The following is a 14,713-nucleotide window of genomic DNA, read 5'->3' as shown; positions in this document are numbered from 1 at the left end:
CGTTCGCGGCAGGCACGCGCCGGTCGATGCGGTAGGCGCTACAATGCGCTTGACCTTCCCACGATTGGATAGCCGATCCTGGAGGCATACAATATCGCTACAGGAACCGTACCATGCAACAGAGCGCGCCTTACACCTTGTCGTTCGGCATAGACGGCATGAGCTGCGCCGCGTGCGCCGGCCGGGTCGAGCGGGCGCTGGCCGGCGTGCCCGGCGTGACCGGCGCCAGCATCAACCTGGCCACTGACACCGCGCGCGTCACCAGCGCCGCGCCACTGGCCATCGCAGGGCTGCAGCAGGCCGTGGAAAAGGCCGGGTTTGCGCTGGCCACCTCCGAGATCGACCTCGGCATCGAGGGCATGACGTGCGCCTCGTGCGTGGGACGCGTCGAAAAGGCGCTGCGCAAGGTGCCCGGCGTGCACGCCGCCAGCGTCAACCTGGCCACCGACAGCGCGCGCGTCAAGGTCAGCGGCGTGGAGGCGGCGACCCTGATCGCCGCCCTCGATGCGGCCGGCTATCGCGCCGCCGTGGCCCACGACGACAGCGCCGCCAACAGCGTCGCGGCACTTGCCGCAGCCGGGCCGGCGCCTGCGGGCGATGGCTGGAAGGTGGTGCTGGCTGCGGTCCTGTCGCTGCCGCTGCTGTTGCCGATGTTGCTGCCGATGCTGCTGCCGCCGACGGCGTCGCACTGGGCGCTGCCGGGCATGCTGCAGTGGGCGCTGGCGACGCCGGTCCAGTTCCTGCTCGGCTGGCGCTTTTACCGCGCCGGCTGGAAGGCGGTGCGCGCCGGAGCCGGCAATATGGACCTGCTGGTGGCGCTCGGCACCAGCGCCGCCTACGGCCTGAGCGTGTACCTGCTGCTGTTCAGCCGTGACGCCACGGCCCATTTGTATTTCGAAGCCTCGGCGGTCGTGATCACGCTGGTGTTGCTCGGCAAATGGCTGGAATCGCGCGCCAAGCGCCAGACCGCCGCGGCCATCCGCGCCTTGCAGGTGTTGCGTCCCGAGTCTGCCTTGGTGCGGCGCGACGGCCGCGACCACGCGGTGCCGGTCGCCCAGGTGCGCGTGGGCGACCTGGTGGTGGTGCGTCCCGGCGCCACGGTGCCGGTGGACGGCGTCGTGCTCGAGGGCGCCAGCGATGTCGATGAAGCGCTGCTGACCGGCGAGAGCCTGCCCGTGAGCAAACATCCGGGGCACCAGGTGACGGGCGGCGCCGTGAACGGCGCCGGTGTGCTGCTGGTGCGCACCAGCGCGGTCGGCGCCGAGACCACCCTGGCGCGCCTGATCCGGCTGGTGGAAGACGCGCAGGCGGCCAAGGCGCCGATCCAGCACCTGGTGGACAAGGTCAGCGCCGTCTTCGTGCCGGTGGTGCTGGGGCTGGCGCTGCTGACCTTGCTGGGCTGGTGGTGGGCCGGCGGCGACCTCGAACGGGCCATCATCAACGCGGTGGCGGTGCTGGTGATCGCCTGCCCATGTGCGCTGGGCCTGGCCACGCCGGCCGCCATCATGGCCGGCACCGGCGTCGCGGCCCGCTACGGCATCCTGATCAAGGACGCCGAAGCGCTGGAAACGGCGCACGCGGTCAGCACGGTCGTGTTCGATAAAACCGGGACCTTGACGGTCGGAAAACCCTCGCTGGCGGCCACACACGCCCGTGGCGTCGATGAACAGCGGCTGCTGCAGCTGGCTGCCGCCGTGCAGGCCGGCAGCGAGCACAGTCTGGCCAGGGCCATACTTTCGGCGGCATCCGCCCGCGCGCTGGCGCCGCTGACCGCCAGCGCCGTGCAAGCCCTGCCGGGCAGGGGATTGACGGCCCACGTGGACGGGCTGGCGCTGACCCTGGGCAGCACGCGCCTGATGGCCGAAGAGGGCGTCGATCTGGCGCCGTTGCAGGCCCGGGCCGAGGCGCTGGAGGCGGCCGGCAACACGGTCTCGTGGCTGGCCTGCGGACCGCAGTTGCTGGGCCTGTTTGCCTTCAGCGACCCGGTCAAGCCCGGCGCGCAGGCGGCCATCGCGCGGCTGCATGCACAGGGCATCGCCACCGTGATGCTGACCGGCGACAACCAGGGCAGCGCGCAGCGCGTCGCGACTGTGCTGGGCATCGGCACGGTGGCCGCCAGCCTGCTGCCGGCCGACAAGGTCGCCCGCATCGTGGCGCTGAAAGCGGCCGGCGCCACGGTCGCCATGGTCGGCGACGGCATCAATGATGCGCCGGCGCTGGCGGCAGCCGATGTCGGCATCGCCATGGCCACCGGCACCGACGTGGCGATGCAGGCGGCCGGCATCACCCTTATGCGCGGCGACCCGGCGCTGGTGGCGGACGCCATCGACATTTCGCGTCGCAGCTACAACAAGATACGCCAGAACCTGTTCTGGGCGTTCATCTACAACCTGGTCGGGCTGCCGCTGGCGATGTTGGGCCTGCTCAATCCGGTGGTAGCCGGCGCCGCCATGGCGCTCAGCTCGGTGAGCGTGATCAGCAACGCGCTGCTGCTGCGCCGCTGGCAGCCGCGTACCGATACCGGGAGCGCCGCATGAATATCGGGCAAGCCGCCAAGGCATCGGGCATCAGCGCCAAGATGATCCGCTACTACGAAAGCATTGCGCTGATCCCGCCCGGTCGGCGGTCCGACGCCGGCTACCGGATCTACAGCGACGCAGACCTGCATACGCTGCGCTTCGTCAGGCGCGCCAGGTCGCTCGGTTTTTCACTGGGACAAATCGGCGACCTGCTGTCGCTGTGGCAGAACAAGGCGCGCGCCAGCGCGGACGTCAAGGCCATCGCCATGGACCACGTGGCCGACCTCGACCGGCGCATCGCCGAACTGACCGACATGCGCGACACGCTGCATACGTTGGCCAGCTGCTGCCAGGGCAACGACCGCCCCGACTGTCCTATCCTGCACAGCCTGGGCGATGTGGTGTAAGTGATGGTTATGCTGGGTCGGCTACCGGAAAGCCGGCGTCGGCAATGGCCGCCTTGAGCGGCGCCAGCCCCGCTGCGCTGTCGATGCGCACGGTCTTGCTGGCCAGATCGACTTCTACCTTGGCTGTCGCATCGACCGACTGCACCGCGCGCGTGACCGCGCTGACGCAATGACCGCAGCTCATCTCTTCGACACGTAACTGATACATGGTGTGCTCCTGACAGTTGGGAAAACCATACTGTAAGGCTTACAGCGGGGGGAAGGTCAAGCGCCCGGTGGCGATCAGCCCAGGGGCGGATCGTCGAGCCGGGCCAGGTCGAGGCTGACCAGGGCCCAGATGCCGTCGGCGTAATCGGGTTCGCGCGCCAGGTATTCGACTTGCGACGCTTTGAGCTCGAACGCCTTGCCCCGTTCCACCAGCTGGCCGACGTGGTTGTAGATGGCCCTGGTGGCGTTGCTGAGGGCGCGGTCCACGGTTTCGCCGCTGGTGGTGCAGCCGGGAATATCGGGCACGGTCACGCCATACCTGCTGCCGCCGTGCTTTTGGATCAGAATTGGAATGTCCATCGTGTCACCTCGGGCGGGTGCAAATTCGGAAGTACCAGCAGCCTGGAGGTCTCAGTGTCGTACAGCTACGGCCGCGTTTCAAGCATTTTCGTCATGGCGTTGAGAAGGGAATTTTTAAGAAGTAACAAAAATTTCCCGTAGTAATTGCCGTTGAGGGATGGTGAGATAAAAAAAAGCCCCGCCGGCAGTGCTGCCGGCGGGGCCTTCGGGGGCAGGCGACTGCGTTACAGCACGTCGCTGGCGTGGTCGGCCAGGCGCGAGCGTTCGCCGCGTGCCAGCGTTACGTGACCGCTGTGCGACCAGCCCTTGAAGCGGTCGACCACGTAGGTCAGGCCGCTCGAACCTTCGGTCAGGTAAGGCGTGTCGATCTGGGCAATGTTGCCCAGGCACAGGATCTTGGTGCCGGGACCGGCGCGCGTGACCAGCGTCTTCATCTGCTTGGGCGTCAGGTTCTGCGCTTCGTCGATGATCAGGAACTTGTTGACGAAGGTGCGGCCGCGCATGAAGTTGAGCGACTTGATCTTGATGCGCGAACGGATCAGGTCCTGCGTGGCTGCGCGACCCCATTCGCCGCCGTCCGAATCGGACTTGTTGAGCACTTCGAGGTTGTCGTCGAAGGCGCCCATCCACGGCGACATCTTTTCTTCCTCGGTGCCGGGCAGGAAACCGATGTCTTCACCGACCGGCACCGTCACGCGGGTGACGATGATTTCGTTGTAGAGCTTGGTTTCCAGCACTTGCGCCAGGCCGGCAGCCAGCGCCAGCAGGGTCTTGCCGGTACCGGCCTGGCCCAGCAGGGTGACGAAGTCGCACTCCGGATTCATCAGCAGGTTCAGGGCGAAGTTCTGCTCGCGGTTGCGCGCGGTCACGCCCCACACATTGTTCTTGTTGTGGCTGAAGTCGCGCAGCGTCTGCAGCACGGCAGTCTTGCCGTTGAGCTGCTTGACCTGGCCGTAGAACGGCGCCTCGCCATTTTGCGGCTCCAGGAACACGAACTGGTTGACCAGCAACGACGGCACGAACGGGCCGGTCACGCGGTAGAACGTGGCGCTCTGGCCGTTCTTGTTCTCCTGCCACGACTCGAGTTCCTTGCCGTGCTTGTTCCAGAAATCGTTCGGCAGCTGCACGATGCCCGAGTACAGCAGGTCGGTGTCCTCCAGCACGTGGTCGTTGAAGTAATCTTCGGCCGGCAGCCCCAGCGCGCGCGCCTTGATGCGCATGTTAATGTCTTTCGACACCAGCACGATGGCGCGGCCGGGCTGGTCAGCTTCGAGCGAACGCACCACGGCCAGGATCTGGTTGTCGGCCTTGCCGACCGGCAGACCGAGCGGCAGGTCGGCGTTCTGCATGCGGGTCTGGAAGTACAGGCGGCCCTTGGCGTCCTTGTTGCCGAGCTTGGACAATGGAATGCCCAGCTCGATGGCGTCGTCGTCGGTGTTCGACACCAGCGCGTCGAGCGTGCGCGAGACCTGGCGGGCGTTGCGCGCCACTTCGGTCATGCCCTTCTTGTGGTTGTCGAGCTCTTCGAGCGTCATCATCGGCAGGTACACATCGTGTTCCTCGAAGCGGAACAGCGACGTCGGATCGTGCATCAGCACATTGGTGTCGAGCACGAACAGCTTGCTGGTGCCGGCCTGGTCCGCGTTGCGGCTGGTGGACGACTTGATGCCGGCATCGCCGGGCCTGGGCTTGGCCGGACGCGGCGCTTCGGCCGTGATCGGCGTGACCTTGGCGCGCGACGGCGCAGCCTTGGTCTTGGCGGCTGGCTTGGCTGGCGCTGCCGGCGTATCTGGCGCGGTCACCGGGGCCAGCTTGGCGACCGGCGCCGGGGTGGCTGCCGGCGCTGCCTCGGCAGCCGCTTTCAGCACGGCCGGTGCAGCCTTGAGCACGGCGGCGACCGCTTTCGACTTGCCGGTTTTGGCCGGCGCCTTGGCAACGGGCGCTGCGGCAACTGCCGGCGCGGGAGCGGCTTGGATCACAGGCGCCGCTTTCTTCGGCGCTGCAGCAGGAACGGGTTCGACTTCCACGACCGCCGCCGCGGCTGCCGCGATGGCGGACACTGGGCGCTGGGCAGTGGCTTGGGGGTATTCTTTGGTCGGCAATATGGTTGCCGGCTTGCTTGGTAATTTTGGCAGTGGCATCAGGATCTCAATCGAAAAATATCTGGAGGAATCCGCCCATAGGCGCAGCGCGCTTGCCCGCGCTGACGCGGCAAACGTTGGGACCGGATGGGGTGGATGCTGGGTAAGACAGGTAACAAGACTGCCGATGGGCATACATCTGGCCCGGTGGTAGGACTGCGCGGTGGCCGGGGGGCCACCAGTGAGAGGTGGTTGGTTGACAGTGTAGACTCAAGATCGGTGGATGGTACGACAACGGTTAAGCGGCTCCGCTGCGCGACTGAACCATCAGGCCTGACGCGCGACGAATTCCAGCACTTCATCAACGTGACCAGCAACCTTCACGCCACGCCATTCTTTCACCAATTGGCCGCCAGCGTCAATCACAAACGTACTGCGCTCGATGCCGCGTACGGTCTTGCCATACATTTGCTTCATCTTCATGACACCGAACTGTTCGCACAGCGTTTCCTCGGGATCGGAGATCAGCTCGAAAGGCAGGCCCAGCTTGGATTTGAAGCTCTCGTGCGAGCGCAGCGAATCGCGGCTGACACCATAGATCTCGGCGCCGGCCGCCTGGAACTGTTCGTGCAGGTCGCGGAACGCGATATTCTCGGTGGTACAGCCGGGCGTGTTGTCCTTGGGATAGAAGAACAGCACCGTGTAACGCGCCGGGCGGCCCGACAGCTGGAAAGTCTGCCCGCCCGTCATGGCGGCGGAAAAATCGGTCACGGGGGATGGGCGGTCAGCCAAGGACATTCTCCTGAGGTTTATCTGGGTAAAAAGCTGGGGGCAGCGCGGCGCTGCCGGCGGCGCAAGGGAAGTTGATATGGGGCCGGCCGGCGCGTCTGCAAGGGTGTCAGGCAGCCGCTTCGGCCGCGTCGATGATCAGCGCCAGCGCCACCTTGCGGCCTTCGCCCATCAGGATGTTATAGGTGCGGCAGGCGGCCTGGCTGTCCATGCATTCGACGCCGATGCGGCGCAGCGTCAGCGCAGCCGTCAGGCGCGGGTGGATGAAGCGCTGGCGCGCGCCGGTGCCCAGGATGACCACGTCGGGCTCGTGCGCGCCGATCTGGTCGAAGTGCTCGGCGGTCAGGGAGGCGAAGCTGGGCGCATCGAGCGGGCGCGGCGCCACCTCGGGCAGCACCACCAGGCTGTGGTTGTAGCGCTGGGCGTTGATTTCCACGCCGGTCTGGTCGTAGCCGGTGACGGTTTGGTACTTTTGGGTATCGCTTTGATGAAGCTTCATGGTGATGTCTGCAAGAATGCTGCGCAAGACTGTCATTCTACCGTTTTTCGGGGCCTTGACACCCCTCAAAGGTTGATTAAATGGGATGCTTTCGGCACAATCGTTATTTTCGCATTGCAGCAATGCGGCACGGCCATTTTGGCAGTCCGCAGCGTTTTTGCCTCATCTGAACAGGATTTTATTTTGCGACCGATTCAAAAATCGAACAAACTGGCGGAAGTCTGCTACGAGATCCGCGGCCCGGTGCCGGAAAAAGCGCGCCAGATGGAGGAGGAAGGTCACAAGATCGTCAAGCTCAACATCGGCAACCTGGCCGTGTTCGGCTTCGACCCGCCCGACGAGATCGTGCAGGACATGAAAAGCAACCTGTCCAATGCGGCCGGCTACACCGATTCCAAGGGCATGTTCGCGCCGCGCAAGGCGGTGATGCACTACACGCAAGGCAAAAAGATCGCCGGCGTCACCATCGACGACATCTACCTCGGCAATGGCGCATCCGAGCTGATCGTGATGTCGATGAACGCGCTGCTCAACAATGGCGACGAAGTGCTGGTGCCGGCGCCCGATTATCCGCTGTGGACCGCTGCGGTCAGCCTCTCCGGCGGCAAGCCCGTGCACTACGTGTGCGACGAGCAGCAGGAATGGTACCCGGACATTGCCGACATGCGCAGCAAGATCACGCCCAACACGCGCGCCATCGTGGTCATCAACCCGAACAACCCGACCGGCGCCTTGTACCCGGTGTCGCTGCTGCTGGAAATCATCGAACTGGCGCGCCAGCACCAGCTGATCATCTATGCCGACGAAATCTACGACAAGGTGCTGTATGACGGCGCCGAGCACGTCTCGATCGCCTCGCTGGCCGACGACGTGCTGTTCGTGACCTTCAACGGCCTGTCGAAGAATTACCGCGCCTGCGGCTACCGCGCCGGCTGGATGGTGGTGTCGGGTGAAAAATCGCACGCCAGGGACTATATCGAGGGCCTCAACATGCTGGCCTCGATGCGCCTGTGCGCCAACGCACCGGGACAGTTTGCGATCCAGACTGCGCTCGGCGGCTACCAGTCGATCCAGGACCTGGTGGGGCCGGGCGGGCGCCTGCTGAAACAGCGCGATCTGGCCCACAAGCTGCTAACCGCGATTCCGGGCGTTACCTGCGTCAAGCCGAAGGCGGCGCTGTACATGTTCCCGCGACTCGACCCGGCCATGTACCCGATTGCCGACGACCAGCAGTTCGCCTACGAGCTGCTGGCCGAAACCAAGGTGCTGATCGTGCAGGGCTCGGGTTTCAACTGGATCGCCCCCGATCACTTCCGCGTCGTGTTCCTGCCTAATGCGGACGACATGACGGAAGCGTTCGGTCGCATGGCCAGGTTCATGGAGAGCTACCGCAAGCGGCACGGCGCCACTGTCTAAGATCGTCTCGGCAGGTCCGGGGCGGCGCCGCAGCGGTACTGTGCGCCATGCCACGGACAGGGGGCGAACTTCACTCAATCAGAAGAAACGATTTATATGAAACCGATCAAAGTAGGCTTGTTAGGCGTCGGCAATGTCGGCTCCGGTACGTTCAATGTGCTCGAACGCAATCAGGAAGAGATCCGCCGCCGCGCCGGCCGCGCGATCGAAGTGGTGGCGGTCTCGGCCCGCAATCTCGAGCGCGCCAGGGAGCGCACCGGCGGCAAGGTCAAGGTCGTGGCCGACCCGTTCGAGATCGTCAACGATCCGCACATCGATATCGTCGTCGAACTGATCGGTGGCTACGACCAGGCCAAGGCCCTGGTGCTGCAGGCGATTGCCAACGGCAAGCACGTGGTCACCGCCAACAAGGCGCTGCTGGCCGTGCACGGCAACGAGATCTTCGCCGCCGCGCAAGCGAAGGGCGTGATGGTCGCGTTCGAGGCGGCCGTGGCGGGCGGCATCCCGATCATCAAGGCGCTGCGCGAAGGCCTGACCGCCAACCGCATCGACTGGCTGGCCGGCATCATCAACGGCACCACCAATTTCATCCTGTCCGAGATGCGCGACAAGGGTCTCGACTTTGCTACCGTGCTCAAGCAGGCGCAGGAGCTCGGCTATGCCGAAGCCGATCCGACCTTCGACATCGAGGGCGTGGACGCCGCCCACAAGGCCACCATCATGTCGGCCATCGCCTTCGGCATCCCGGTACAGTTCGACAAGGCCCACGTGGAAGGGATTTCACAACTGAACGCGGTCGATATCCGTTACGCCGAACAACTGGGCTACCGCATCAAGCTGCTCGGCATCGCCAAGCGCGCCACCGTCGGCGGCAAGGAAGGCGTGGAGTTGCGCGTGCACCCGACGCTGATTCCCAATAAACGCCTGATCGCCAACGTGGAAGGAGCGATGAACGCCGTGCTGGTGCAAGGCGACGCGGTCGGCGCCACGCTGTACTCGGGCAAGGGCGCCGGCGCCGAGCCGACCGCCTCGGCCGTCATCGCCGACCTGGTCGACATCACCCGCCTGGCCACGGCCGATCCCGAGCACCGCGTGCCGCACCTGGCCTTCCAGCCCAACGCCATGACCAACATCGAAATCCTGCCGATGTCGGAAGTGACCACCAGCTACTACCTGCGCATGAACGTGGAAGACCAGCCCGGCGTACTGGCCGACCTGACCCGCATCCTGGCCGACGCCACGATCTCGATCGACGCCATGATGCAGAAGGAACCGGCCGAAGGCGAAACCCGCACCGACATCATTTTCCTCACGCACCAGACCCAGGAAAAGAACGTAACGGCCGCGATCGCCAAGATGGAAGCGCTGACCACGGTGCATGGCAGTGTGACCAAGATTCGGCTGGAAAACCTGAGCTGAGGCGTTGTGCTGGCGCCGGGGTGTCGCATGGACAACATCGGCAGCGGCGCAATACGATCGTGGCGTTTCGCCATCGGCGACCGTCCGGGAGGTGATCGGTTCGCGAAGAGTGGAATGCAACGCCGCTGCCGCCGCCGACTGACCAGCGGGACAGCGAATGGGGCCAGGCGCTGCTATTGCGCAGTGGCGGCTGGCGCTGGCGACCTCGAACGTCGTGCATCCAAGTATTTGGCCTGATCCGGGACGCCGTGGGACTCAGGCGCCTTCAGACCGCTCCGCAGCGTCTTGTACGGGCGCTGTCAGGTTTGCTTGCCGGGGTCTAGGGATGCTGAGCTTCTTCCTTCGTAACGCCAATAAAGAAATGTCTGGTCGCGTTTGCCCAGAAAATATTGACGATTCCTGGTCCAGCGGCTGGCTTCGACGAAGCTGAGGCCCGCCTCGGAGAGCTGACTCTTGAACCCTGCCACGGAGTCGTGGACGTAGCGATCAAAAAAATGGTCGAAAGCTTCCCGCTCCGAGGTTGCCATCGACTTACGCAAAGTGCCTTTCCAGGCATCGAAGATCACATCCTCAATGGCATTGGTAGCACTGCGGAAAAGACCGGTTTTTTTTTCGCTATGCGCTGTACGTCCTTCTCCCACTCCCCGTCAGTGCGGGTCATGTATTGGTCCGGTGCGGAAGACATGCCAGACTCACCGCGGGCGATAAGCGCTTCACGCTCCTTGCGCGCATGCCGTTGGCGCTCGGTACGCCCGCAGCGCCAGTGGTAATAAGCATTGAGGTGACTGATAACCTGTGTTTCCAAGCGGTCGCTTGGAGTGATATGCCTCATATAGGCATCGAAGCATTTTTCCAGTTCTGTCGAGATGTCAAACATGTCGCCATACTGGTCAAGTATTTCTTGCGGTGACCTGAACGGAACACCTGCTGCGTAGGCCGACAGGTACATATTGCATAACGGTATGCGCGACAGTTCGTTGGACCGAGTCTCCTGATCCATGTCATCGTATCCGCCACCGATGTCCGAGTGGCTGCCCGGATAAAAAATTTCCCGGCAATTTGAGGGAAGCAATTGGTCGGATCGAATAGAATCGCCAGGAAATTTCTCTCGGACTTCGTGTGCTGCCACGTAATGCTCGCAAAACTGGACGTAGGAAGGGATGCTGAGGTCGTTGGCCCAATCTGAATGCCCTGCATTATCCAGCAAATACATCACGCCGCCCCACAATGGCCCGACACAATATTTTAAATTTGATTCGAAGCGGCTTCCGCCGAACCCTATCGATGCCACCGTATCAAAAATTCCGAGAAAATAAATGACCAGTTTTGGCTGGATGACGGCCCAGCTCTTGGTCCAGATAAGTTCATCTTCGTGCTTGGAGCAATATTGTTCTGCGAGTTGTCTCACAAAAGCCCTTGCCTGGGCCGCTCCTCTGCTAAAGCCAAATACTGCGACGTTTATCTGGTTCACGTGCGGCATGTGATCGTCGACGCGAGACTTTAATTTCTCTAGCATCCACGAGATACGGGCCTGCCCCTTCGCTCCAGTTGCGGTGCCTCGCACTTTATCGATGCCGGTTCCTGTATCTCCTATCTCGCGAAACGGTGTGCCGACCCCGGGAGCGTAGATTGCGTATGTCCGTTGCTCCACATCAAATGCATTGTGCGCAAATTTCGCCAGTTTAGCAATATTGCTATATTTTTCGCTCGACCGCTTACCTTTTCCATCATAATCGTAATTATTGCCGGTTCCGTCAAAGAAGCAACTAATCCAGACTGGCCTCCTGCACATGCCTCCATCTTCAGCGGTCTTCACCTTACGTTTCAAAAAGCTGCGGTAAATATTTCTCGCTGCCTTGTCGTGAAGACTGAGATCGCTAATTCTGCGTACGGTTGGCTGCGTCATGTTCTATTCCATATGTGGTCTGCGCGGGATGCCGTAAAATGGGTTTTCAATCTCTTGCTTGCAAAATTGGTGTGGCGGGAGGGGATTGGAATGCAACTTTACCTGCTCAGAATTCAGTACCGCATCAAGCTGAGATTTTCCAAGTCGTGCTTGCACCGAACCATCCGGTAGAAAATGAAGGAATACGGTCGTGGGACGGATAGACTCTGTTGATGGTTGGATATCTACGATGGCTTGGCACCAGCGCGTTCCCGGAGCACTTTCTTTTGACGTCCGCTCGTCGTAGTAAAGACTGGATTTTCCGTCATAATAAAACGTATCGTAAACCACATTCCATACCACTCGAACCCGTATTGGTTTGTCAACGGGAAGGTCCCAGATAAAACAACATCCTTCACCGAAGTAGATTGTCTGTCCACTATCCAAATTCATTTTGCTCGAGTTATGAAAGAAAACTGATCCTCCACTGGGTGCTTCATCAATATTGAATGGTAAAGACACGTCTTTAAAAGCAATGCCATATAGGTCATATTTTGTATAGTTGTATGAGATTGCCGTGAAAGTTTTTTCATTCATTTTTTTTATCAGGCGCTCCTCCTTTGCCTTTGAATTGCAAGCCGATAAAGCGATAACATAAAAGAATGCAATGATTATAAATTTCATCTTGCTTGCCTTAAGAAGCACTGTTTGCTACAAGGTCGCCCACTGTTCAGGGGTCCATTTTAAAACCTGCTGGCTGAATGTAATCTGCCGTCTGGCCAGCAGGGCACTCGCAGCCAGTGGCAGGCTGTCGAAATCGGCACCAACCATCAGTGCCAACATACAATAGGTTTTCAGATCCGTTGGCGCCAATAATCCATAAGAATGCGCTTTCGCAAGCTGCGTCGAGAAAAAATCGTAGCGCTGACATTGCGGTATTGCCCTGAGCGCCTGTCCATCATCGCTCTCCAGTTGATGCATGACCATGTAAGGCAAGGTCTTGTGCATTAACTGGTTGCATTGGTGTTGGGTCAGCAGCATGGGTCTGCTGTCGATGCTCGCTGGTGTCGTCGTTGGGTCACCGCGTATTGTTTGCGGCATCCCGCGAGCGTCCATGTACAGCCAGGCGGAGATTCCGTTGATGACGACTTCACGTTGTCCGAGGTCGAGTATCTCCAGCCAGTGGGGGAAAATGACCGGATCATAATAGCGCATGATCCACTCGGTGCCGTCGTCATGTTCCACCTCGGTCAACCATCTCAGTTGATCGAGCAGGCAGGGCAGGGGAGCCGGTGACAAAATCAGCGATAGAAAACGGCCGCTTCCGCCAGTATTGAGTAATTTGATGAGTAGTGGGCAATACTCACGTCGTTCATGTCTGATTAACATTGGGCCGACATCGACGGCGTCGTGCTGAGCAGATTCCCCCAATAGCGGATAGCGCGCGACGCTGCCGTCGGCTGGTAATGTGATCTTTGCTAGTCCCGAAATTTCGCGCCGTCAATCAAGCTGTAAAGCGCCGCACCGATCGCGTCGCCCTTCAGCTGTTCGAGCGATTTCAACAAGGGAAGGGCATCGTCTGCAGGAATGAAATCTTTGGGTTTCAACTTATGCTCCTCTGGCGGCAAAAGGCGAGCCACTCGATGCCGCTTTGAGCAGACACTCCCTGCATATGCTGCGAGGCATTACCGGCATAGGGTAGACAGAGCGACCGGGACCGTCGAAATACTTTTTCCCGGCGTGAATGGTGATTTTGCCCGGGCACTGCACCGTGATACTCCCGCCGCTGATCGTGATGTTCGCGCCCCCGGCCGTCGATAAACTGATGCTCTTCGCGGCTGCCCAGTCGATATGCGCGTTGGCGCTGACGACATTGACTTCGTCGCGCCGCGCCCCCGGCCGTCGATAAACTGATGCTCTTCGCGGCTGCCCAGTCGATATGCGCGTTGGCGCTGACGACATTGACTTCGTCGCGCGCCTGGATGTGCATCACGTCCGCTTGCGCCTGGAGTTCGATCGCATCCTTGGCCGCAATCATCTGCAAGCCGACATTGGCGCCCCCTGCTTTTACCGCGCCAGCGAGCACACCGATGGCCTGGCCGCTGTGCACGCGCATCTGGCCGCCGGTGGCGAACTGGCTGTCCTGGCCGCTCATCAGCGTGACCGTCTCGCCATTGGCCAGCTGCAGCTGTTCGCCGGCCAGCACGCCCAGTCCCGCCTTGGCGACGATCGCGATGATGGCGTCGTTCGTGTGCGGCAGCTTGTCGTCGGCCGGCGCGATTGGTTTGTCGGGCGCCTCGGCCCTGGCGGTGTCCACGCTTTCCTGGCTCAGCATGCCGGACGCCGCCGTCAGCAGCGCCTTGAGCGGGGCTGACTTGTCGTCGAGGCGGCTGCTCAGCATGCCGGACGCCGCCGTCAGCAGCGCCTTGAGCGGGGCTGACTTGTCGTCGAGGCGGCTGGTGTCGGCCTTGGCCGCGCCCAGGTGGCTGGCATAGGCCACCGTTTGATGGGTCTTGGCGGCGCCGCTGAAGGTCTCGCCCAATGTTGCGGCCTGTTTCAGCAGCGCCATGCCGGCGGTATTGTCGCCGGCCGGCTCGCGACTGTCGGCGCCGTGCGTGAACTTGTAGCTCGACACCAGCAAACCGGCGCCGGCGCGCACGGCGCCGTAGCCGTCGGTGCGCAGTTCGGCGCCGGTGCCGCGCAGGCTGCCGCGATAATTATCTGCCGCGTGGATCAGGTGACCGAGCGTCAGTTCGCTGGCGGCATGGCTGCTCTTTAAATGGATGCGGCCCTGGTTGTCGGTGTCGTCGAACAGCAGCTGGTTGTAACCGCTGCCGCCGAATTCCTTGCTGCGGATRCCCCATTGSGCGGCGCTGTTGCGGTGGCCGGCCGTGTCGGCAGCAGCGCCGTGCCACAGCGGGCTGTTACCGCCGGCCAGGTTGCCCTGGCCGGAGATGCCGTGGTCGTGCGCGGACTGGAATACGGCGGCATCGCTGTCGCTCGCGGTCTTGCCGCCCGGTGTCGRYRGSTGGCCGCCTTCGCCCTGGCCGTTGTACAGCGCGCCGACGATGACGGGGCGGTCGATATCGTTTTCCAAAAACTGCACCAGCACTTCCTGGCCGATGCGCGGC

General features: G+C 62.1%; 14 protein-coding genes and 1 pseudogene. 4 read left to right on the top strand and 11 right to left on the bottom strand.

Features of this window, described 5'->3' with window-relative positions; translation table 11 throughout:
- Positions 1 to 113 precede the first annotated feature (113 nt).
- Positions 114 to 2,537, top strand: coding sequence for a heavy metal translocating P-type ATPase (locus ASF61_RS13635; RefSeq protein ID WP_056156713.1), 2,424 nt, complete (start codon positions 114 to 116; stop codon positions 2,535 to 2,537).
- Positions 2,534 to 2,926, top strand: coding sequence for a Cu(I)-responsive transcriptional regulator (gene cueR, locus ASF61_RS13630; protein WP_056156711.1), 393 nt, complete (start codon positions 2,534 to 2,536; stop codon positions 2,924 to 2,926). Before ASF61_RS13635 ends, cueR begins: the two co-directional genes overlap by 4 nt.
- A gap of 7 nt (positions 2,927 to 2,933) precedes the next feature.
- Here cueR and ASF61_RS13625 read toward each other — a convergent pair whose 3' ends face one another.
- From ASF61_RS13625 to ASF61_RS13605, 5 genes are all read right to left on the bottom strand, one after another.
- Complete coding sequence (locus ASF61_RS13625; protein WP_056156709.1) at positions 2,934 to 3,134, bottom strand: heavy-metal-associated domain-containing protein; 201 nt, start codon at positions 3,132 to 3,134, stop codon at positions 2,934 to 2,936.
- 74 nt (positions 3,135 to 3,208) lie between these two features.
- Positions 3,209 to 3,493 carry a type II toxin-antitoxin system HicB family antitoxin gene (locus tag ASF61_RS13620; protein ID WP_056156707.1) on the bottom strand — a complete coding sequence of 95 codons (285 nt, stop codon included), beginning with the start codon at positions 3,491 to 3,493 and terminating at the stop codon, positions 3,209 to 3,211.
- A 224-nt stretch (positions 3,494 to 3,717) separates the two neighbouring features.
- Positions 3,718 to 5,634, bottom strand: coding sequence for a PhoH family protein (locus ASF61_RS13615; protein WP_056156706.1), 1,917 nt, complete (start codon positions 5,632 to 5,634; stop codon positions 3,718 to 3,720).
- A gap of 267 nt (positions 5,635 to 5,901) precedes the next feature.
- Positions 5,902 to 6,372: a peroxiredoxin gene (locus ASF61_RS13610; RefSeq protein WP_082491661.1), complete on the bottom strand. Its 471-nt coding sequence runs from the start codon at positions 6,370 to 6,372 to the stop codon at positions 5,902 to 5,904.
- Positions 6,373 to 6,472: 100 nt separating this feature from the next.
- Positions 6,473 to 6,862 (bottom strand): Mth938-like domain-containing protein, encoded by a 390-nt coding sequence (locus ASF61_RS13605; RefSeq protein WP_056156704.1) that lies wholly within the window; start codon positions 6,860 to 6,862, stop codon positions 6,473 to 6,475.
- Between the two features lie 183 nt (positions 6,863 to 7,045).
- On the opposite strand from ASF61_RS13605, the gene ASF61_RS13600 reads away from it, so the two are divergent.
- Together ASF61_RS13600 and ASF61_RS13595 are read left to right on the top strand one after the other, a co-directional pair.
- Positions 7,046 to 8,278 (top strand): pyridoxal phosphate-dependent aminotransferase, encoded by a 1,233-nt coding sequence (locus ASF61_RS13600; RefSeq protein WP_056156702.1) that lies wholly within the window; start codon positions 7,046 to 7,048, stop codon positions 8,276 to 8,278.
- A 96-nt stretch (positions 8,279 to 8,374) separates the two neighbouring features.
- On the top strand, positions 8,375 to 9,697 hold the full coding sequence (locus tag ASF61_RS13595) for a homoserine dehydrogenase (RefSeq protein ID WP_056156700.1): 1,323 nt from the start codon (positions 8,375 to 8,377) through the stop codon (positions 9,695 to 9,697).
- Positions 9,698 to 9,996: 299 nt separating this feature from the next.
- Here the strand turns inward: ASF61_RS13595 and ASF61_RS13590 are convergent, their stop codons facing one another.
- The 6 genes and pseudogenes from ASF61_RS13590 to ASF61_RS24120 form a co-directional block, all read right to left on the bottom strand.
- Entirely contained in the window at positions 9,997 to 10,263 is a 267-nt protein-coding gene (locus ASF61_RS13590; protein WP_056156698.1) for a hypothetical protein, read from the bottom strand.
- Positions 10,260 to 11,603, bottom strand: a complete 1,344-nt coding sequence (locus ASF61_RS13585; protein WP_082491659.1) for a DUF2235 domain-containing protein — start codon at positions 11,601 to 11,603, stop codon at positions 10,260 to 10,262. The genes ASF61_RS13590 and ASF61_RS13585 overlap by 4 nt, the downstream gene beginning before the upstream one ends.
- Before the next feature lie 3 nt (positions 11,604 to 11,606).
- Positions 11,607 to 12,266 carry a DUF3304 domain-containing protein gene (locus tag ASF61_RS22865; protein ID WP_082491657.1) on the bottom strand — a complete coding sequence of 220 codons (660 nt, stop codon included), beginning with the start codon at positions 12,264 to 12,266 and terminating at the stop codon, positions 11,607 to 11,609.
- Positions 12,267 to 12,293: 27 nt separating this feature from the next.
- The gene (locus ASF61_RS13580; protein ID WP_255354574.1) at positions 12,294 to 13,055 is read right to left on the bottom strand and encodes a DUF4123 domain-containing protein; all 762 of its coding nucleotides are present in this window, start codon (positions 13,053 to 13,055) and stop codon (positions 12,294 to 12,296) included.
- Between the two features lie 5 nt (positions 13,056 to 13,060).
- Entirely contained in the window at positions 13,061 to 13,189 is a 129-nt protein-coding gene (locus ASF61_RS24335) for a hypothetical protein (protein WP_255354567.1), read from the bottom strand.
- 1 nt (position 13,190) lies between these two features.
- Positions 13,191 to 14,713: pseudogene (locus tag ASF61_RS24120) on the bottom strand (DUF2345 domain-containing protein); the annotation flags it as partial.

Origin of the sequence: Duganella sp. Leaf126 (assembly GCF_001423125.1) — a bacterium.
Lineage (GTDB): Bacteria > Pseudomonadota > Gammaproteobacteria > Burkholderiales > Burkholderiaceae_D > Rugamonas.
Note: the sequence above shows the minus strand (reverse complement) of the source record. Positions and strands in the feature narration are given on the sequence as shown.